Origin of the sequence: Catenibacterium sp. UBA627 (assembly GCF_002299355.1) — a bacterium.
In the GTDB taxonomy this organism is placed as follows: domain Bacteria; phylum Bacillota_I; class Bacilli_A; order Erysipelotrichales; family Coprobacillaceae; genus Catenibacterium; species Catenibacterium mitsuoka.
This window is the reverse complement of the sequence record NZ_DBPF01000079.1, coordinates 1-18,176: the sequence shown is the minus strand read 5'-3', so window position 1 is coordinate 18,176 and position 18,176 is coordinate 1. Positions and strand designations below refer to the sequence as shown.

General features: G+C 34.5%; 22 protein-coding genes and 1 riboswitch. Of the genes, 19 read left to right on the top strand and 3 right to left on the bottom strand.

From position 1 onward, the window contains the following. Positions 1-545 precede the first annotated feature (545 nt). Entirely contained in the window at positions 546-1,736 is a 1,191-nt protein-coding gene (locus B2S90_RS05210; RefSeq protein ID WP_286696643.1) for an acetate/propionate family kinase, read from the bottom strand. 99 nt (positions 1,737-1,835) lie between these two features. Further along, a riboswitch (TPP riboswitch) is annotated at positions 1,836-1,937 on the top strand. 45 nt (positions 1,938-1,982) lie between these two features. Between B2S90_RS05210 and B2S90_RS05205 the strand changes: the two genes are divergently transcribed. The 13 genes from B2S90_RS05205 to scpB all read left to right on the top strand — a co-directional run bounded on the left by B2S90_RS05205 (position 1,983) and on the right by scpB (position 12,822). Then, positions 1,983-2,528, top strand: coding sequence for an energy-coupled thiamine transporter ThiT (locus tag B2S90_RS05205; RefSeq protein ID WP_286696642.1), 546 nt, complete (start codon positions 1,983-1,985; stop codon positions 2,526-2,528). A gap of 142 nt (positions 2,529-2,670) precedes the next feature. Then, positions 2,671-3,234 (top strand): DUF402 domain-containing protein, encoded by a 564-nt coding sequence (locus B2S90_RS05200; RefSeq protein WP_006506926.1) that lies wholly within the window; start codon positions 2,671-2,673, stop codon positions 3,232-3,234. Next, on the top strand, positions 3,215-3,661 hold the full coding sequence (gene tsaE, locus B2S90_RS05195; protein WP_278860636.1) for a tRNA (adenosine(37)-N6)-threonylcarbamoyltransferase complex ATPase subunit type 1 TsaE: 447 nt from the start codon (positions 3,215-3,217) through the stop codon (positions 3,659-3,661). Before B2S90_RS05200 ends, tsaE begins: the two co-directional genes overlap by 20 nt. Further along, the gene (gene tsaB, locus B2S90_RS05190) at positions 3,654-4,259 is read left to right on the top strand and encodes a tRNA (adenosine(37)-N6)-threonylcarbamoyltransferase complex dimerization subunit type 1 TsaB (protein ID WP_055233585.1); all 606 of its coding nucleotides are present in this window, start codon (positions 3,654-3,656) and stop codon (positions 4,257-4,259) included. The genes tsaE and tsaB overlap by 8 nt, the downstream gene beginning before the upstream one ends. Beyond that, a complete protein-coding gene (gene rimI / locus B2S90_RS05185; protein ID WP_055233584.1) occupies positions 4,250-4,687 on the top strand; it encodes a ribosomal protein S18-alanine N-acetyltransferase in 438 nt (145 codons plus the stop codon). The genes tsaB and rimI overlap by 10 nt, the downstream gene beginning before the upstream one ends. Beyond that, entirely contained in the window at positions 4,687-5,700 is a 1,014-nt protein-coding gene (gene tsaD, locus B2S90_RS05180; RefSeq protein WP_278780619.1) for a tRNA (adenosine(37)-N6)-threonylcarbamoyltransferase complex transferase subunit TsaD, read from the top strand. Before rimI ends, tsaD begins: the two co-directional genes overlap by 1 nt. Next, positions 5,693-6,337, top strand: coding sequence for a redox-sensing transcriptional repressor Rex (locus B2S90_RS05175; protein ID WP_055233582.1), 645 nt, complete (start codon positions 5,693-5,695; stop codon positions 6,335-6,337). Before tsaD ends, B2S90_RS05175 begins: the two co-directional genes overlap by 8 nt. Positions 6,338-6,342: 5 nt before the next feature. Beyond that, positions 6,343-7,728, top strand: coding sequence for an asparagine--tRNA ligase (gene asnS / locus B2S90_RS05170; RefSeq protein WP_006506920.1), 1,386 nt, complete (start codon positions 6,343-6,345; stop codon positions 7,726-7,728). 42 nt (positions 7,729-7,770) lie between these two features. Next, the gene (locus tag B2S90_RS05165) at positions 7,771-9,198 is read left to right on the top strand and encodes a metallophosphoesterase family protein (RefSeq protein WP_278780621.1); all 1,428 of its coding nucleotides are present in this window, start codon (positions 7,771-7,773) and stop codon (positions 9,196-9,198) included. Next, positions 9,195-10,574 (top strand): NAD(P)-dependent oxidoreductase, encoded by a 1,380-nt coding sequence (locus B2S90_RS05160; RefSeq protein ID WP_100054665.1) that lies wholly within the window; start codon positions 9,195-9,197, stop codon positions 10,572-10,574. The genes B2S90_RS05165 and B2S90_RS05160 overlap by 4 nt, the downstream gene beginning before the upstream one ends. Positions 10,575-10,693: 119 nt before the next feature. After that, positions 10,694-11,497, top strand: coding sequence for a folate family ECF transporter S component (locus B2S90_RS05155; RefSeq protein ID WP_055233599.1), 804 nt, complete (start codon positions 10,694-10,696; stop codon positions 11,495-11,497). A gap of 10 nt (positions 11,498-11,507) precedes the next feature. Continuing rightward, positions 11,508-12,242: a segregation and condensation protein A gene (locus B2S90_RS05150; protein ID WP_055233580.1), complete on the top strand. Its 735-nt coding sequence runs from the start codon at positions 11,508-11,510 to the stop codon at positions 12,240-12,242. Beyond that, positions 12,232-12,822, top strand: coding sequence for an SMC-Scp complex subunit ScpB (scpB, locus tag B2S90_RS05145; protein ID WP_055233579.1), 591 nt, complete (start codon positions 12,232-12,234; stop codon positions 12,820-12,822). The genes B2S90_RS05150 and scpB overlap by 11 nt, the downstream gene beginning before the upstream one ends. A gap of 13 nt (positions 12,823-12,835) precedes the next feature. Here the strand turns inward: scpB and B2S90_RS05140 are convergent, their stop codons facing one another. Next, a complete protein-coding gene (locus B2S90_RS05140; RefSeq protein ID WP_055233578.1) occupies positions 12,836-13,198 on the bottom strand; it encodes a hypothetical protein in 363 nt (120 codons plus the stop codon). Between the two features lie 113 nt (positions 13,199-13,311). Between B2S90_RS05140 and B2S90_RS05135 the strand changes: the two genes are divergently transcribed. Together B2S90_RS05135 and B2S90_RS05130 are read left to right on the top strand one after the other, a co-directional pair. Further along, the gene (locus B2S90_RS05135) at positions 13,312-13,866 is read left to right on the top strand and encodes a DUF5662 family protein (RefSeq protein WP_055233577.1); all 555 of its coding nucleotides are present in this window, start codon (positions 13,312-13,314) and stop codon (positions 13,864-13,866) included. Between the two features lie 30 nt (positions 13,867-13,896). Next, on the top strand, positions 13,897-14,640 hold the full coding sequence (locus B2S90_RS05130) for a pseudouridine synthase (RefSeq protein ID WP_006504735.1): 744 nt from the start codon (positions 13,897-13,899) through the stop codon (positions 14,638-14,640). 29 nt (positions 14,641-14,669) lie between these two features. Here the strand turns inward: B2S90_RS05130 and B2S90_RS05125 are convergent, their stop codons facing one another. Beyond that, positions 14,670-14,846, bottom strand: coding sequence for a ferredoxin (locus tag B2S90_RS05125; RefSeq protein WP_055233576.1), 177 nt, complete (start codon positions 14,844-14,846; stop codon positions 14,670-14,672). Between the two features lie 116 nt (positions 14,847-14,962). Between B2S90_RS05125 and B2S90_RS05120 the strand changes: the two genes are divergently transcribed. The 4 genes from B2S90_RS05120 to B2S90_RS05105 form a co-directional block, all read left to right on the top strand. Continuing rightward, positions 14,963-15,574 carry a hypothetical protein gene (locus B2S90_RS05120; RefSeq protein ID WP_286696641.1) on the top strand — a complete coding sequence of 204 codons (612 nt, stop codon included), beginning with the start codon at positions 14,963-14,965 and terminating at the stop codon, positions 15,572-15,574. 12 nt (positions 15,575-15,586) lie between these two features. Beyond that, positions 15,587-16,249 carry a (d)CMP kinase gene (gene cmk, locus B2S90_RS05115; protein WP_055233575.1) on the top strand — a complete coding sequence of 221 codons (663 nt, stop codon included), beginning with the start codon at positions 15,587-15,589 and terminating at the stop codon, positions 16,247-16,249. An 11-nt stretch (positions 16,250-16,260) separates the two neighbouring features. Further along, the gene (gene der, locus B2S90_RS05110; protein ID WP_006504739.1) at positions 16,261-17,568 is read left to right on the top strand and encodes a ribosome biogenesis GTPase Der; all 1,308 of its coding nucleotides are present in this window, start codon (positions 16,261-16,263) and stop codon (positions 17,566-17,568) included. A gap of 270 nt (positions 17,569-17,838) precedes the next feature. Next, on the top strand, positions 17,839-18,176 hold a 338-nt coding region (locus B2S90_RS05105; RefSeq protein WP_286696640.1), incomplete at its 3' end, for a hypothetical protein.

Sequence of the window (18,176 nt, the reverse complement as noted above, 5' to 3'; positions counted from 1 at the left end):
CAATCGTCATTTCATAACAGATTGGAATTATTCTGGTTATGCCCAGGTGAACAATAAAGGAACTTACTATAAAGTAGTGAATGGTAAACGTGTTTAGAAGAGTGCTTAGGCACTCAATGGTATTAAGTTAAGCGACTAAATACCAAAAACCTCTTTGATTTTAAAATCAGAGAGGCTTTTTTATTTTTCACCAAGTTTAAGAAAAATATTGCTACTAGATTATCAAATTTAGCTTAACATCAGATTTTCTAATTCTTAAGAAACTGGAAAAGTATACATTCAAGATAAAGGAAATGGCATCTGTGATTCTTAGAACGATTGTGGATACAGAAATCTTCAATATCTAAATTGTATGAGCTATGCCCATTTCAATTCAGGAAGCATATTACGAGTATTGTTATGGGATTTTTTTGAATAAGTTAACCTCAAGCAAAAATTTACTTAAAAAGAGCGATTAAATATAAAAATAAGTAAAAAAGTCCTCCAGGTGTATGAATACCTGGAGGACATTTTTGTTAGTCTTTATAGAAAACTGAAGTAGTTTCTTATAAGTTTAATAATTCTTTTGTATCTCTAGCAATAACTAATTCTTCATCAGTTGGTACTACAAATACCTTGATCTTAGATTCAGGTGCAGAAATTAATCTTTCGCCATGACCTTCTACATTAGCCTTATCATCCAATACGATGCCTAATGCTTCTTTTACTAGATCAATAATTGCTTCTCTTGCGATAAAGCTGTTTTCACCAATACCAGCTGTGAATGAAATTGCATCAACATGTCCAAGTTCTACAAAATAAGAACCAATATAATCAGCAACACGTTTTCTAAACATGTTAAAAGCTAATTCGGCTCTTTGGTTACCAGCATCTTTTGCATCAATGATATCTCTCATATCACCAGATACACCAGATACACCTAATAAACCAGATTCCTTATTTAACATCTTGAATACAGTTTTCATATCATATCCAAGATTTTCAATTAAGTGGTCTACAACTGATGCATCAATATCACCAGAACGAGTTGCCATCATGACACCAGCAAGAGGTGTAAGACCCATAGAAGTATCAATAGACTTACCGTCTTTTACAGCACAAAGTGAAGCACCAGCACCTAAATGACATACAATGATATTAGCATGTTCAGGATTACCTAATAATTCCTGAGTACGCTTTGAAACATAGTAATGAGAAGTACCATGTGCACCATATTTTCTAATCTTGTTTTCTTCATAGAACTTATATGGGATAGGGTAAACTGCATTTTCAGGCTTAATAGAGTGATGGAATGCTGTATCAAATACTACAACAGCACCTGCAGTAGGAATAGCTTCCTTAAATGCATTGATACCGATAATATGTGCAGGGTTATGAAGTGGTGCAAGTGGTGATAATTCATCAATCTTAGCGATTACATCATCATCTACAACACAAGAACTATCGAAATAAGGACCACCCTGTACGACACGATGACCAATACCTTTGATTTCATCTAAATGTTCAACAATCTTCTTTTCAATTAATGTATCAAGTAATACTTGTACAGCTTCCTTGTGGGTAGGAACTGCAAAGATCTTCTTGTCTTTAGTACCATTGTACTTGATAGTGAATATTGAATCCTCCATACCGATTCTTTCAATAATACCAGAAGTGATAACACTTTCAGTATCCATTTCAAATAACTGGAATTTCAATGAAGAACTTCCACAGTTAACTGCTAAAACTTTTGACATGCTTATATCCTCCTAAACACCCCTATTATAAACAGAAACCCCTAACATTTCTACTATAAATTTAGATTACGTGACAAAAAGAATATTCTGTAATATAATTATTACTGCCAGGGGCGCATTTATTGCTGAGATAGGTGAAAGCCTTGACCCTTAGCATCTGATCTGGGTAATACCAGCGTAGAGAGGCCGCACTTTTTTAATGACTTCTTTGCGTCATTTTAGTCATTGGAAAGGGGAGATTATAAAATGAATAAGAAGACATTATCCACTAGAGCAATTGCTTATGTTGCGTTATTTATTGCTATGCAGTTAGTTCTAGAAGTACTATTTAAGGTGATTCCAGGACAGCCACAGGGTGGTTCTATTACTTTAAGTTTATTACCAATCGTACTTGCAAGTTATTTAATGGGTGCACAATATGGAATTATTGTCGGTGTTGGTGCCACTGCTATGCAGTTTGTATTAGGTCTTGCTTCATATTATGGACCTTGGTCTGTTGTATTAGACTATCTTGTACCATTATCAGCACTTGGTATTGCAGGTTTTATTCCTAATTTTAAATTAGGCAAGATTGAAGTTTATACAGGTATTTTTGTAGGAATGATCCTTAAGTTCATCTCACATTTATTATCTGGTGCTGTATTATTTGTAAGTTATGCACCTAAGAACATGAATCCTTGGGTTTATTCATTCTTATACAACATTGGTTATAATGTAGGTACACTTATTTTAACTTATGTAGTGTTTGCACTTATTTATCCAAAACTTCAGAAAGCATTTAAGGCTATTTAACAGTGGGAAACCACTGTTATTTTTTATTTTGAACAGAAAACGATAACTTAAAAAGGCTTTATTTAGGAAAAAACAGGTGAGGTTTATGTACATTTCACCTGTTTTTTGCTATTATATTCGATAGGTTGAAAGAGGTTTGATTATGAAGAATTCATTAGTGGGGCAGGATGTGCTCATCCATTGCTATAAACATGACGGTAAGCCACATCGTACGTGGTCACGCTGTAAAATATTAGAAGAAACAGATCGCCATTTTATCGGTATAAATAATAATACATTAGTTACAGAATCAGATGGTCGTTCCTGGGTCACTAAAGAACCAGCTATCTGTTATTTTCCTAAGGATAGATGGTATAATGTAATTTGTATGATCCGTAGTGATGGTATCTATTATTATTGTAATATTGCCTCTCCTATATTATATGATGGAGAAGCACTTAAGTATATTGATTATGACCTTGATTTAAAGGTATGGCCTGGCTATCGTTATAAAGTACTAGATGAAGGTGAATATGCGGCTCATCGTATTAAATATCAATATTCAGATGAATTAGATGAGATATTCCATGAACAGCTCAATCGTTTGATTGTGATGACGATGAATGCATCTGGTCCTTTTCGTGCAGGATTTGCCCAGGAGTGGTATAATAAGTATCAGCAGATGATGAAAAATAGAGGAACTAAAAATGATAAACTTAAAAAATGAAGCTGAAATGATTGCTTTTGGTAAACGTATAGGAGAAACAATCTTTCCCCATTCTATTATCACATTAACAGGGGATCTAGGGTCTGGTAAGACTACATTCACAAAAGGAATTGGACAGGGACTTGAAATCAAGAAGATCATCAATTCTCCTACTTTTACTATTGTGAAGGTTTATTCTGGACGTATGACCCTTTATCATTTTGATGCATATCGCCTAGAAGGGGCAGATGATGATTTGGGATTTGAAGAGATGTTTGAAGATGATGGCTTATGTGTGATTGAATGGCCACAGTTTATTGAAGACATTATTCCAGAAGAAAGATTAGAAATAGAAATAATAAAGAATGAAGATGAAACACGTTCTTTAAAGCTTCATCCTATTGGTGAAAAGTATGAGAACTATGTGAGGGAGGTTACACATGATTAGTTTAGTGATGGATACATCAAATAGTTATTTAGCTGTAGGCTTATTTAAGGATAATATGTGTCTAGAAGCCTTCCAGGAAAAAGGTTCTAGAAGACAATCAGAAAAAGCAATTCCTTCATTAAAGGAAGTACTTGATCGTCATCATATTGCATTAAAGGATGTGAATGAGATGATTATTACATCAGGACCTGGCTCTTATACAGGTGTCAGAGTTGCAATGACTATCGCAAAGACACTTGCTGCAGTGTCTGATGTAAGAATTAAATCTGTGAGTTCGTTAGCCGCTTATGCAGGTATGAATCAGGCACTAAGTGTTATTGATGCAAGAGGACACAAGGTCTTTGTTGGTGTTTATGAAAATGGTCTTCCTTTAATTAAGGAACAGGTCATGACTTTAGAAGATTTTACCCAATTACGTGCTGAATATGAAGACTTTGAACTTGTAGGTGAAGTAGGCTGTCTTGGGTTAGATGAAAAAGAATGTGATCTTTGTGCTAATATTTATGCATTAGCTCAGATGGCTGATCCAATCAAGAATGTTGATCTATTAGTACCAACTTATATTAAAGATGTTGAGGCTAAAAAAGCATGTTATTAAGAGAAATGCAGGAAGATGATCTTGATGAGATTGAAAGACTAGAAGGGTTATTATTTACCCCTGCCTGGTCTAAAGAAGATTTTCTTCATGAACTAAAAACAAATGATTATGCCCATTACTATGTTCTTGTAGATGACAAAATTGTTGGTTATGCAGGATTCTGGTATGCTTATGAAAACTGTGAACTAACTACAATTGGTATTGATCCAAATTATCAAGGAAAAGGCTTTTCTAAGTTATTGATGGATTATGGATTAAAAGAAGGACATAATAAGGGGTGTATTAATTATAGTTTAGAAGTGCGTGTATCAAATGAACGTGCGATTTGTTTATATAAGAAGTATGGCTATGAGATATGTGCTATACGTAAAGATTATTATGCAGACCATGAGGACGCTTATCTCATGGTAAGAAAGGAGGAAAAATAATGGCTGTTATTCTAGCTATTGAATCAAGCTGTGATGAAATGAGTGTTGCAATCTTAAAGGATGGAAAAGATTTATTAAGTCATGTTGTTGCATCACAGATTGATATCCATAAACAATATGGTGGGGTTGTTCCTGAAATTGCCAGCCGTAAACATGTTGAATGTGTCAGCACTGTTTTAAAGGAAGCATTAAGACAGGCAGAAATCTCTTTAGAGGAGATTGATGCAATTGCAGTCACAAAAGGACCAGGACTTGTAGGTTCTTTGCATGTTGGTATGCAGGAAGCCAAGACATTGGCTATTTATTTAAACAAACCACTTATTGGTGTACATCATATTGCGGGGCATATTTATGCTAATGAACTAGTGAATGATATTGAATATCCTGCAATGGCTCTTGTTGTTTCAGGAGGACATACAGAACTTGTTTATATGAAAAAGGAATTCTCTTTTGAAGTCATTGGTACAACATTTGATGATGCAATTGGTGAAGCCTATGACAAGGTAGGACGTGTTCTACATCTTCCATATCCTGGAGGACCTGTTTTAGATAAAATGGCGCATGAGGGAACTCATAGCTATACACTTCCAAAACCACTTGATGATGGAAGCTATAACTTCAGCTTCAGTGGCTTAAAGAGCGCTGTCATCAACTTAAAGCATAATGCAGACCAAAGAGGAGAGGAAATCAATGGCAATGACTTAGCCTGCTCATTCCAGGATGTGGCTATGGATACGATTGCTTCTAAAGCCCTAGCTGCTGCTCATGATCTTGATGTAAAGCAGATTATTGTAGCAGGTGGTGTGAGTGCGAACAAAGGTCTCAGAGAAAAAATGAGTACAAGTGATATTCCTGTTATTTTTCCACCAATGAAGTATTGTACAGATAATGCAGCAATGATTGCATCTGCTGCAAGTATCATGTATAAATACAATATGTTTGCCCCTTTGGACTTGTCTGTTAAGCCAGATTATGACTTAGAGGCGGAAAGTGTAGGAGACAACTATGAGTAATGAAAAGAAACAGAAAATTTCACGTGCGACGATGACACGTTTTCCTGTTTATTTGAAGGCTTTAAGAGTTATGGGACATAAAGGCAAAGAGAACTTCTTATCGAGTGAACTTGCGGAAGTTACTCATATCCAGGATACGACTATCCGTCGTGACTTTGGCTTTTTGCCTCAGAAGAATACACTGGGCAAACGAGGTTATGGTTATGATACAAAAGAGATGATTGAAACACTCAGTGACTTTTTAGGTTTAGGACTTGATGAACCAATTATTTTGATTGGTGTAGGTAACTTGGGATCAGCTATTTTGAAATATAACCGCTGGAAATACACAGTTGGACAGATTGTCTGTGCTTATGATAAGGATGCTAATATTGAAGGCGAACGTTTTGGTGTCAAGATTCATAAGAGTGATGATTTGGAAAAAACATTCCCTAAGGACTGTAAGATTGCGATTCTTGCGATTTCTGATAATGTTCAGGAAATGGTGGATCGTTTAGTGGCATTAGGGATTAAAGGCATTGTAGACTTCACCCACTCTCATTTTATTGTGCCTCAGGGAGTAGAGGTACAGAATGTGGATGTCGTTGTAGCAATACAAGAATTAGAATTAAAGATGAAATCAAATACAAAGGAGTAAGAAGGATGTTTGAATTTATGACAGTAAGAGAACTTTATGAAATCTGTCGTGCAGATAATGCTGTAGAAACAGATAACGTAGAGTATGTTGAATTAGAAGGATGGGTAAGAACAAATAGAGATAGTGGTAAACTAGGATTCATCGCATTAAATGATGGTTCTTATTTTAGAAATTGTCAGGTTGTTTATTTAGAAGAAAAATTAAAGAACTTTGATGAAGTTTCACATATCGCAACTGGTTCAGCTATTCATGTATTAGGTAAGTTAAAATTAACACCTGATGCAAAGCAGCCATTTGAAGTAGAAGCCACTGAAATTATTCTTGAAGGTGACTGTGATAGTGATTACCCATTACAGAAGAAGAGACACTCTTTTGAATTTATGAGAGAAATCCCTCATTTAAGACCAAGAGCAAATTCATTCTATGCCATCTTCAGATTAAGATCTGTATTATCTATGGCTATTCATGAATTCTTCCAGGATCAGGGATTCGTCTATGTACATACACCAATCATCACATCTAATGATGGTGAAGGTGCTGGAGAAATGTTTAGAGTAACAACTATTGATGATACTGATTTCTCTAAGGATTTCTTTGAAAAAGAAGCCTACTTAACAGTAACAGGACAGTTACATGTAGAAGCATTCGCTATGGCATTTAGAGATGTTTATACTTTTGGACCAGCATTCAGAGCTGAAAACTCAAATACATCAAGACATGCGAGTGAATTCTGGATGGTAGAACCAGAAATCGCATTTGCAGACCTCGAAGATGATATGTGTTTAATTGAAGAAATGGTTAAATACTGTATTCAGTACTGCCTAGATAATGCTCCAGAAGAAATGAAATTCTTTGAACAGATGGTTGACCATGACTGTATCAACCGTATCACAAAGGTTAGAGATTCTCACTTTGCACGTATGACTTATACAGAAGCTATTGATCATTTATTAAAGGCTGATGTGAAGTTTGATAACAAGGTTGAATGGGGTATTGATTTAAATGCTGAACATGAACGTTATATCTGTGAAGAAGTTGTAGGTGGTCCTGTATTCTTAACAGATTATCCAAAAGAAATCAAAGCATTCTATATGCGTTTAAATGATGACAACAAGACAGTTGCAGCATGTGACTTATTAGTACCTGGCATCGGTGAATTAGTTGGTGGTTCACAGAGAGAAGAACGTTATGACGTTCTTGAAAAGCTAATGGATGAAAAGGGCATGAATAAAGAGACACTACAGTGGTATATGGATTTACGCCGCTTTGGTGGATGTAAGCATGCTGGATTCGGTTTAGGTTTTGACCGTTTCTTAATGTATTTAACTGGTATGGCTAACATTAGAGATGTAGAACCATTCCCACGTACACCACGTAACTTGAAATTCTAAAAGACCACATATGTGGTCTTTTTTCTTAAAGGAAGTAATATTATGGATGAATTTAATGGCATCAATACTTTTTTTAATATGATTTACCATAATGACCGTGCTTTTTCTCGTGCTTTATTGAATTATCAGTCTTTTAATGATTATCGACAGTGGTTAAGAAATCATCACATAGAATTTAAAGAACTTGATATGATTGATGAGTATTCATTCAGTATGATTTGTCCTGATATGACAATTAAAGATGTATCCATGCTGACACATACCAATTTACAAGAAGGTTTACAACGTATTCGTTCTTTCTTTAAAGATAAGACTTTCTTGTTTCTTATTCCTGGTACAAATAAAGAAATTGAAAACTATTCTTTTACAGGAGTGGATTATATCTTTACAATAAGCAAACCTTTTAAGCAGGAAGACTTGTCTTTCTTAGACCCATTTCCTGGACTACTTGAAGCTTTATTTTATGCAGATGAATGGCCTGGAGGACTCATATTTAATTCTAAACATGCAGCCTTTTACCCATTGCATAGTAATTCCCAGTCAAAGGCATTACAGAAAAAGATTGATGAGAAGACAATGTTTAATAAAGAAGGACATTCTTCTTTTATTTACCATCTATCTGATTTACATCTAGGACCTAAAAAGAAACTTAAGGCAGTTTCTAATCTCTTAGATTCTATGGATGAATGTGATCAATATGCACATAGTCCTCATAGTAAACAGGTCTTTATTACAGGTGATCTCATGAATTCTCCTAATACAAAGAATATGTATCAGGCCAATAGCTTTATGACAATGATTAGAAAGAGATATAAGGCAGATATCACTTTTGTGTTAGGTAACCATGATATGATAGTAAAAGGCTTAAGTATTGGTGGAAGACAACGTACAAAAGTCATAGCCTATTTACTAGGTGAAAAGATCAAGGTTATAGAAAAAGATAAGATTATACTTGTAAAGATAGATTCTAATGCTGGTGGTAACTTAGCTAGAGGAATGATCACAAGAAGACAATTAGACCAAATAGACTCAGAACTTGCAGGAATAGAAAATCTAGAAGATTATACGATTGTGGTCTTACTACACCATCATGTATTTAAAGTCTCTAAGTCGGACTTCTTAAAAATACGATGGCGTGAAAAATCTATATTTGGAAGTATATTGGATAAATCTAAAGCACTTGTAGATGCTAATATGTTTGCAACATGGCTTCAACAACGTCATATTAAATATGTCCTTCATGGTCATAAGCATGTCCCTTATTTCATGAATAAAAATGGTACATACTATATCTCAGCAGGAAGTGCAACAGGTGGTTTAAAAGAAAGTGAAAGTCATTATTATTCTTATAATGTATTACGATATGATTATATGGATAAGAAGATGAAAACATGTCTGATTTTCTATGATGATAACAAGAAAGCAGAAAGGAAACGTGTTGAAGTATATTTAATGGAGGAAGATAAATGAAATTAGTTGATAAAATGAAAGATGAACGCTTAGGGATTGCGATTTTATATAATTTCTCTAAGGGATATGAAAAACCAGTTCCTATGGAACTATATGATATTGTATTACCTTTTATCTATCATGATGCATTTAGAAAAGAAATTCTCAAGCATGATACATTAAAAGATGTCATTGAAGCATCTATTGAAGCAGATCCACACTTTAAAGAAGTGATTCTTGAAGCAATTAATGATGATGAAGGCATTACCTCTAAAGCATTAGGGATGGCCATGATGGGTGGAATGCTGACTTATGAGATGATTGATGGAAAAGTTTGCGGTAAATTACATGAAGCTGAAGTTTTAGACTTTAACGAATGTATTATTTTTGGTAAGATGATGCAGGACCATACAAAAGAAGAAATTCTTGGTTTGTTACATCAGGAACTTCGTATTGTCTTCTTGCAGGTAGAAACATTAGGGAAGGATGTTAACACACATATCTTTGATGATCTTGGAAGAGTGACTTATCATGAAAATGTAGACCAGTTAGATGTTATTTCTCTTTGTAAGGATGCAGATATCGTTATTACAAATAAGAATCTGTTTAGAAAAGTAGAAATTGACCGCTGTCCATATCTTAAGATGATTGCGGTAACAGCCACTGGCACAAACAATGTAGATTTAGATTATGCAAAAGAAAAGGGAATCCGAGTAGCCAACGTAAAAGGATATTCTACTGAAGCTGTTGCTCAGCTTACTCTTGCATTATGTCTAGAACTTATTGAACATACATCACGCTATGATAGTTATGTAAAATCACAGCAATATGAAAAGGATAAGGTCTTCTCATTCTTTGGTTATCCATTCCATGAACTATCTACTATGACTTGGGGAATTGTTGGTCTAGGCGCAATCGGTCAGCGCGTTGCACGTATTGCGGAAGCATTAGGATGTCAGGTGCAGTATTATTCTACAACTGGACATCATCAGGATGAACACTTCAAGCAGGTGGATTTTGATACATTACTTAAAACAAGTGACATTATTTCTATTCATTCACCTCTTACAAAAGAGACAGAACATTTATTTGATGCAGAAGCTTTCAAGAAGATGAAAGATACAGCCTACCTCATCAATGTAGGACGAGGTCCTATTATCGATGAAGAAGCACTAAGTGATGCATTAAATAATAACCTTATTGCAGGAGCAGGTTTAGATGTATTTGAAAAAGAACCACTTCCTTCAACAAGCCCTTTATATAGTGTTGATCCTCAAAAGGTCGTTTTCACACCACATGTTGCATGGGGTTCAGTAGAAGCAAGACATCGTTTGATTTTTGAAGTACGTGAAAACATTATCGCTTTTATTAAAGGCGAGGACCGTAATAACTGTTAAAAAGGAAAAGGAGGAGCCTATAAGAAGGCAAGTGTACGGTCAGAGATGATCGGAATTAACGTCTGTGGACTAGCGATAGGTTGAAACAGAAACATTTGTTTATTGTAGCATTTAAAAAAATGATTCAAATTATTATTGTATGTATTTTAGTATTACTTGGTATTTACTGTTTTAAGGTTTATCCATTAGAAAGAAGAAATACCAAAAAGCTCGCATTTAGTGCTTTGATTATTATCATCACATTGATTCTAAAGAGACTTACTATTATGGTACCGTTATTTGGTGCTGAAAGCTTAAAGATTGGTTTTGAATATATTCCAGTTATGTTGGCAGGTATTATTCTTTCACCTAGCTATGCTTATCTCATTGGTTTAATTACTGATTTACTTGGTTTAGTGATTTCTCCAACAGGATTCCCATTCTTTGGATTTACACTCAATCAGGTATTGATTGGTTTGATTCCATCACTTATTGCTGTAAAAGTAAAGAATGTAGATGGAAAACGATTTGGTAAAGTTGTATGTCTCATGATTGCATTATTTGGTGGAGCAGGATCGCTTTTTGTTGCTTTACAAAAAACAATCTCTATTGGTAAAGTCACTTATACATTAACATCTTTGCAAAAAGGTGTTATGATTGGACTCTGCCTTATTGCCTCTATAGGTTTTATTCTTTTTATGTTGAAACGCACAAAGAATATGAAAGACAATGATGTGTCATTATTTGGTACTTGGCTATTAAGTGTTATTTTAGTAGAACTTGCAATTACATTCTGCTTAACACCTTTCTGGCTACAGATTATGTATGGCATTCCATTTGTGGTATCTGTAAGTATTCGAGTGATTAAGGCATGCTTTATTATCCCATTAGAAATCATTATTGGATTCCCATTATTGAAACAGATGGATAAATTATATAAATAGGAGTAAGGATATGGAATACCAGGTCACTGTAGACCAGTTTACTGGGCCGCTCGATCTCTTGCTTCATCTAATAAAAGAACATGATATGGATCTTCTTGATCTTGATGTAGCGGCGGTATGTGACCAGTATCTCGCTTATATTCAAACTATGGATCCTTCTCTCTTAGAAGCTGTCTCTGAATATTTAGTCATGGCAGCCTGGCTTATTGAAATGAAAAGTAAATTACTTCTTCCTAAGCCAGAAATAGATGAAGAAGATGATTATGAAGCAGAAAGAAAGAGAATGATTGAAAGACTGATTGAAAAGAACCGCATTAATGGTATCTTAGAAGCTTTTGAAGCCTCTTATGATAAACGTCAGACAATGCATTCTAAAATACCTTCAGCATTAGAAGAATATCTTCCTAGTGGTGAAGAAACTATTCCTGAGGGAATGGAAGTTTATGATTTGATCAAGGCGATGCAGAGAGTAATGCAAAGACGTGCTCTATTGCATCCTCTTGAATCTAAAATTGCACGTGTAGAAATATCTATTGATGAAAGAACAGAACAGATCAGAAGTTATTTCTTGCGTCATAAAGGTAAAACTGTTGATTTTGAAGACTTGTTTGATGAAGGAGACCGCTATTTTGCGATAGTGACATTCCTTTCTATTCTTGTCTTAGTGAAAAACAGTGAGTTATTGATTGCTCAAAGTGGTAATTTTGAAAAGATTTATTTGAAAGGAACAGACTATGGACAATAATGAGTATTTATCAGTCATAGAAGGTATGCTTTATATCTATGGTGATGAAGGCATTACAATTAAAGATATTGCGGATACATTAGAAATCACTAAGAAGGAAGCTTACGAACTGATGGATGAATTACTCTCTCTTTATGCTTCTAAAACAGTTAAGGGTGTAGATATATGTGATTTTGGTGGGACTTATAAGATGGTGACATTATCACAGCATGATGTCTATTATAAGAAGATGATGACTACAAGTGGTAGAAAACTATCTAAGTCTGCGTTAGAAACATTGGCTATTGTTGCTTATTATCAGCCTGTTACTAGAATTCGTATTGAAGAAATACGTGGTGTAGGCTGTGAATCAATGATTCGTAAGCTTTTAGCACAAGCCCTTATTAAGGAAGTAGGTCGTGAGGATTCACCAGGGAAACCTGTTTTATATGGCGTCACTGATGAATTCATGGATGCTTTTAACTTAAAAAGCTTGGATGAATTACCAGAACTTAAAGAAATTGAATCTGAATTTGATGAAGAAGATATCTTCAATACAAAATATCAGGAAAAGGTAGAAGAAAAGCCAGAAACGAATTAGTTTCTGACTTTTTTTATGACTGACATTCTTTTAATAGTTTTAAACGACGTTTATAATATTCAATCTTTTCTTTAACCTGTTTCTTTACAGCCACAGAAGTTGATTCTGCAAGAGAAATGGTACCAAGCATGATCATCAGTGTCACGATTGGCATTCCAAATAAGAATAACTTAGAATGACTAATAAAGAAAAGGATTCCTAATACGACAATACTTATTAATGCATATCTTAATGTACGCATACCTAAGCAGTAGCTATATATTTCTGCTCTCACATTTTCGTAGGAGTTCTCCAAGAAAGTAATAACTTCCTCACAGCTTTCTACATCAAGTGAAGCATCATCAATATTTGTTTCTATTTCAATGTGAAATGCCATAGTTCTACCTCCAATTCTCTATCATTATATCATTGAATTATAAAAAGAAAAGACATATACTTAAGAATGATTTTATGTTATAGTGATAAACACACAGAAATGAGGGAAATACAGTGCATATTTGGGGACATTTTAAAACAATTACAAGACATAAGATATTGGTAGGCAAGCTATGCTTTAAAGTACATTTATATAAGCAGGGCTTATTACATGACTTATCTAAATATTCTCCAAGTGAATTTATTACAGGTATTAAGTATTATAAGGGAACATATTCTCCTAATAGCGCTGAAAGAAATGAGAAAGGCTACTCAACAGCCTGGCTTCATCATAAAGGCCGTAATAAGCATCATTGGGAATACTGGGTGGATTTTACAAGAAAGGGTCAGGTTCCTGCTAAAATGCCTTATAATTATGTGCTAGAGATGTTCTGTGATAGAGTTGCAGCAAGCAAGATTTATGAAGGAAAGAATTATACAGATGCCTTTCCTTTACAATACTATGAATTAGGACAATATTCTTATATATTACATCCTGAAACACGTGCCTTAATTCGTTTCATGCTTGTTTATTTAAAAGATCATGGACTAGATGATACAATTAAAATGCTAAATAGACATCATGATTATGATGAATATTTTGTTGAATTTAAGGACGATTTCATGTAGATTAGTTAATGGAAAAGAAAGGGTGGAACAATGGAAGAAAGGTTACAAAAAGTGATTGCACAGAGTGGTTATACTTCACGTCGTAAAGCAGAAGAACTCATCCAGCAAGGTAAAGTGACAGTGAATGGTGAAGTCGTAACAGTACTTGGTACTAAGGTCACTAAGAAAGATACAATCTGTGTCAATGGAAAACTTATTAATAAAGAAGATAAAGTATATTATTTATTCTATAAACCAGAAAAATGCGTGTGTACTATGAGTGATGAACATGATCGTACATGTGTAGCTGATTATTTTGCAGATAGTAATGAAAGAGTTTATCCAGTAGGAAGACTTGACTATGATACAACAGGTGCTTTATTTATGACAAATGATGGTGAATTTGCGAACCTTATTATGCATCCATCTAGTCACTTAGAAAAAGTCTATGAAGTATCTGTTAAGGGATTACTTACCAAGGCTGAAAAGAACCAGCTAGAAAAAGGTATCTATCTAGAAGGTGTTAAAACATTACCTTGTGAAATTGCGATTACTGGAAATGATGAAGAACATGGTACGACTATGTTGTTGATTCGTTTAGTAGAAGGTAAGAACAGACAAATCAAGAAGATGTTTGAAGAAGTAGGACATCCTGTAAAGCGTTTAAGAAGAATCATGATTGGTCCAATTGACTTAAAGGGATTAACTCCTGGTACTTATCGTCGTTTAAAACCACATGAAGTAAATGTATTACGTACAATGGCTTTAAAAAAGAAAAACGCAAACAAAAAATAAAAGAGGATGCATCGCATCCTCTTGCTTTATTATTCAGCTTCAATTACGCCAACTGGGCAGCCATCGATAGCATCCTGAACAGCTGGATCTTCAGTTTCTTCAACGATTACTTTTGCTAATCCTTCGTCATCTAATTCAAAAACGTCTGGGCAAATTCCTGCGCAAGCACCGCAACCTAAGCAGCCTTCATTAACTTTAACTTTCATTTACATATCCTCCTTATTTCATATATATCTATTATAGCGGATTATGAGGTTTTTTGAAAGTTATTTTCTTAATTTTATAGGTATGCTATAATAGATACGATTAGGTGGTGAAATTTATGTCAGAACAGACAAGAATGTCTAAGTATAAGGATTTACGTGACAATATCGATGATGATACTTATGTGCCTCATGAAGAGGATGATGCTGATGATGATTTCTTATCATTTATACCAAAGTCAAATCATCGTGAAAGTCTAGAACCAAAGACATATGAAACACTCAAATATGAAAGCAACCCATTTGAATCATTGCACGAGGATCATCTCAATAAAACAAGAACACGTACGGATACACGTCTTGATATTTTGAATCAAATGAAAGAGGATGCTTCTTCACAGGATACTATCTGTGATTATCATACGTCTGAGTTAAGAAGAGGGCATGCAGTGAAGGGTGGTAGCTTGATGGACAAGTTGGCTGCTATGTCACCTGAAGAAGATGTTGAAGCTTTTAGAAAATACAGTGAAGAAATATCACATCGTGAACCGGTGAAAACTGAACCAGTAGTGAGAAGTGCACCAAACTATAAAAATAAACATGCACAAAAGAAAGCACCATTACCGGAAAAACAAGAAGATAAAAAACTTACAAAGATTTTGAATGGTGTAATCGCATTACTTGTCATTGCGGTGATTGTATTTATTATCATGACTTTTCTGAATATTTAGGGGGATTTTAGAATGAAAAAAATTGCTATTGCGATTGATGGGCCTGCAGCTGCAGGTAAGTCTACGATTGCTAAAAGAGTCGCAAATAATCTAGGTTATACTTATATTGATACAGGTGCAATGTATCGTTGTGTTGCATATTATGCACTTGTAAAGGGTGTTGATTTCCATGACGAAAATGCTGTCTGTCGTTTATTACCAGAAATTAAGATTAAATTAATGCCTGATAACACTGTCTATTTAAATGATCGTGATGTAACTGCAGATATTCGTGTGAATGAAATCAGTGCAGGTGCATCTATTGTTTCTGTTTATTCTAAGGTAAGAACATATTTAGTTGCACAACAAAGAGAAATGGCCAAAGAAGGCGGCGTTATTCTTGATGGTAGAGATATTGGAACTGTCGTATTACCAAATGCAGAGCTAAAGATCTATCAGGTGGCATCTATTGAATGTCGTGCTTTACGTCGTCATAATGAAAACTTAAGTCGTGGATTGAATTCTGATCTTGATGAAATCAAGAAGGAAGTGGCTGCACGTGATGAAGCAGATATGACACGTGAGATTTCTCCATTAAAGAAAGCAGATGATGCAATTGAAATTGATACTTCAGATATGACTATTGATGAAGTTGTTGCACATATTATGGATTTAGTTGAAAAGAAGACTCAATAAGGAGGCGAAATATGAAAAAAGGTATTGTTGCGATTGTAGGTCGTGCAAATGTAGGAAAGTCTACATTATTTAACCGTATTATTGGTGAACGTGTTTCTATTGTAGAAGACGTACCAGGTGTTACAAGAGACCGTATTTATGCGAAAGCAAGCTGGCTTACAAAAGAATTTAGAATTATTGATACCGGTGGTATTGAATTAAAGAATGCTGATTTTACAGAACAGATCAAGACTCAGGCTGAGATTGCGATTGAAGAAGCTGATGTTATTATCTTTGTAGTTAATGGACGTGAAGGTTTAACAAGTGAAGATAACTTTGTAGCAAGAATGCTTCAGAAATCAGGTAAACCTGTACTTTTGGCTGTTAATAAGATTGATGATGTGGCATTTAGAGATAACATTTATGATTTCTATAGCTTAGGTATTGGTGAACCAATTCCTGTATCAAGTGCTCATGGTATTGGTGTAGGGGATCTTCTTGATGAAGTTATTAGAGTGCTTCCAGATGAAGAAGATGAGTTTGAAGAGGATGAAATCAAGGTGTCTATTATTGGTAGACCAAATGTTGGTAAATCTTCTCTTACAAATGCGATTCTAGGTGAAGACCGTGTTATTGTTTCTAATATTGAAGGAACAACAAGAGATGCTATTGATACAGCATTTGAAAAAGATGGGTATAAGTATAGAATCATCGATACAGCAGGTATGCGTAAGAAGGGTAAAGTCTATGAGAATATTGAAAAATATTCAGTACTTCGTGCTTTAAAGGCTGTAGAACAGAGTGACGTTATTCTTTGTGTTGTCGATGGTGAAAGAGGCATTATTGAGCAGGATAAGCATGTTGCGGGGTATGCACATGAATTAGGTAAATCAGTTGTCCTAGTTGTTAATAAATGGGATGCTGTGACTAAAGATGAAAAGACAATGGCTAAGATGGAAAAGAACTTAAGAGAACAGTTTAAGTATCTTGACTATGCACGTATTGCTTTTGTCAGTGCTTTAAAGAAACAGCGTATTAATACATTATTTGATTTAATTGTAGAAGCATACATGAATGCTCATAAACGTGTGACTACAAGTGTCTTAAATGATGTTATTGTAGATGCTCAGGCAATGAATCCTACAACTACATTTGAAGGTGGAAGACTTAAGATCTATTATGCCAACCAGGTTGCTGTACAGCCACCAACATTTGTATTATTTGTAAATGATCCTAAGTTCATGCATTTCTCATATAAGCGTTATCTAGAAAACTGCTTAAGAGATCGTTTTGGGTTTGAAGGAACGCCAATACATATTATCTGTAGAAAAAGAGATTAAAACTGACTTAATAGGTCAGTTTTTTTTTGCGCAATGAAATTTGAAGTAATAAATATTTATTGGTACTAGGCTTGTTATAATAAGATATCTCGTTATTTAGGCAAGGATGGTGCAGTAGAAATAATGAGTAAAGGGATATGTTTAGAGGAGTATCTGAACATTAAATATAATAAAAATACCATCTAATACAAATAATTTATTATACCGTACTTTAAGAGTAGAATAAATATGGGATGATAATCCTATTCTAAAGAAAGGAGGTGACATTTCATGAAGAAACTAAGTAAGTTGTTATTAGGCTTGATTTTATCTTTTATGGTTATTCAGGTACCTCTTGCTTTGAATCATTCTGTTTATGCGTTAGATGATGAAACAACAGAAGATGTGATTACACCAAAGTCAGGACTTATGTATGAAGATAACCAATTTGTCTATTATTCAGATGGAGAAGTAAACAAAGACTTTAAAGGGTTAGCTGAATATGAAGGTGAAAAGTATTATGTACAGAATGGGACTGTAGATATAAAGTTAACTGATGTAGTCTATATTGATGGCACTTGGTATTACATTGATAAAGGTCGCTTAAATGAAGAAACAAGGGATGTTAT

What these genes read in the sequence shown, in the direction of transcription:
- B2S90_RS05125 (WP_055233576.1), bottom strand. Translation starts at nt 14,846, where the DNA reads ATGAAAGTTAAAGTTAATGAAGGCTGCTTAGGTTGCGGTGCTTGCGCA.
- rimI (WP_055233584.1), top strand. Translation starts at nt 4,250, where the DNA reads ATGTTATTAAGAGAAATGCAGGAAGATGATCTTGATGAGATTGAAAGA.
- tsaD (WP_278780619.1), top strand. Translation starts at nt 4,687, where the DNA reads ATGGCTGTTATTCTAGCTATTGAATCAAGCTGTGATGAAATGAGTGTT.
- B2S90_RS05120 (WP_286696641.1), top strand. Translation starts at nt 14,963, where the DNA reads ATGTCAGAACAGACAAGAATGTCTAAGTATAAGGATTTACGTGACAAT.
- scpB (WP_055233579.1), top strand. Translation starts at nt 12,232, where the DNA reads ATGGACAATAATGAGTATTTATCAGTCATAGAAGGTATGCTTTATATC.
- B2S90_RS05165 (WP_278780621.1), top strand. Translation starts at nt 7,771, where the DNA reads ATGGATGAATTTAATGGCATCAATACTTTTTTTAATATGATTTACCAT.
- der (WP_006504739.1), top strand. Translation starts at nt 16,261, where the DNA reads ATGAAAAAAGGTATTGTTGCGATTGTAGGTCGTGCAAATGTAGGAAAG.
- B2S90_RS05150 (WP_055233580.1), top strand. Translation starts at nt 11,508, where the DNA reads ATGGAATACCAGGTCACTGTAGACCAGTTTACTGGGCCGCTCGATCTC.
- B2S90_RS05175 (WP_055233582.1), top strand. Translation starts at nt 5,693, where the DNA reads ATGAGTAATGAAAAGAAACAGAAAATTTCACGTGCGACGATGACACGT.
- tsaB (WP_055233585.1), top strand. Translation starts at nt 3,654, where the DNA reads ATGATTAGTTTAGTGATGGATACATCAAATAGTTATTTAGCTGTAGGC.
- B2S90_RS05210 (WP_286696643.1), bottom strand. Translation starts at nt 1,736, where the DNA reads ATGTCAAAAGTTTTAGCAGTTAACTGTGGAAGTTCTTCATTGAAATTC.
- B2S90_RS05205 (WP_286696642.1), top strand. Translation starts at nt 1,983, where the DNA reads ATGAATAAGAAGACATTATCCACTAGAGCAATTGCTTATGTTGCGTTA.
- B2S90_RS05130 (WP_006504735.1), top strand. Translation starts at nt 13,897, where the DNA reads ATGGAAGAAAGGTTACAAAAAGTGATTGCACAGAGTGGTTATACTTCA.
- B2S90_RS05140 (WP_055233578.1), bottom strand. Translation starts at nt 13,198, where the DNA reads ATGGCATTTCACATTGAAATAGAAACAAATATTGATGATGCTTCACTT.
- cmk (WP_055233575.1), top strand. Translation starts at nt 15,587, where the DNA reads ATGAAAAAAATTGCTATTGCGATTGATGGGCCTGCAGCTGCAGGTAAG.
- B2S90_RS05200 (WP_006506926.1), top strand. Translation starts at nt 2,671, where the DNA reads ATGAAGAATTCATTAGTGGGGCAGGATGTGCTCATCCATTGCTATAAA.
- tsaE (WP_278860636.1), top strand. Translation starts at nt 3,215, where the DNA reads ATGATAAACTTAAAAAATGAAGCTGAAATGATTGCTTTTGGTAAACGT.
- B2S90_RS05155 (WP_055233599.1), top strand. Translation starts at nt 10,694, where the DNA reads ATGATTCAAATTATTATTGTATGTATTTTAGTATTACTTGGTATTTAC.
- B2S90_RS05160 (WP_100054665.1), top strand. Translation starts at nt 9,195, where the DNA reads ATGAAATTAGTTGATAAAATGAAAGATGAACGCTTAGGGATTGCGATT.
- asnS (WP_006506920.1), top strand. Translation starts at nt 6,343, where the DNA reads ATGTTTGAATTTATGACAGTAAGAGAACTTTATGAAATCTGTCGTGCA.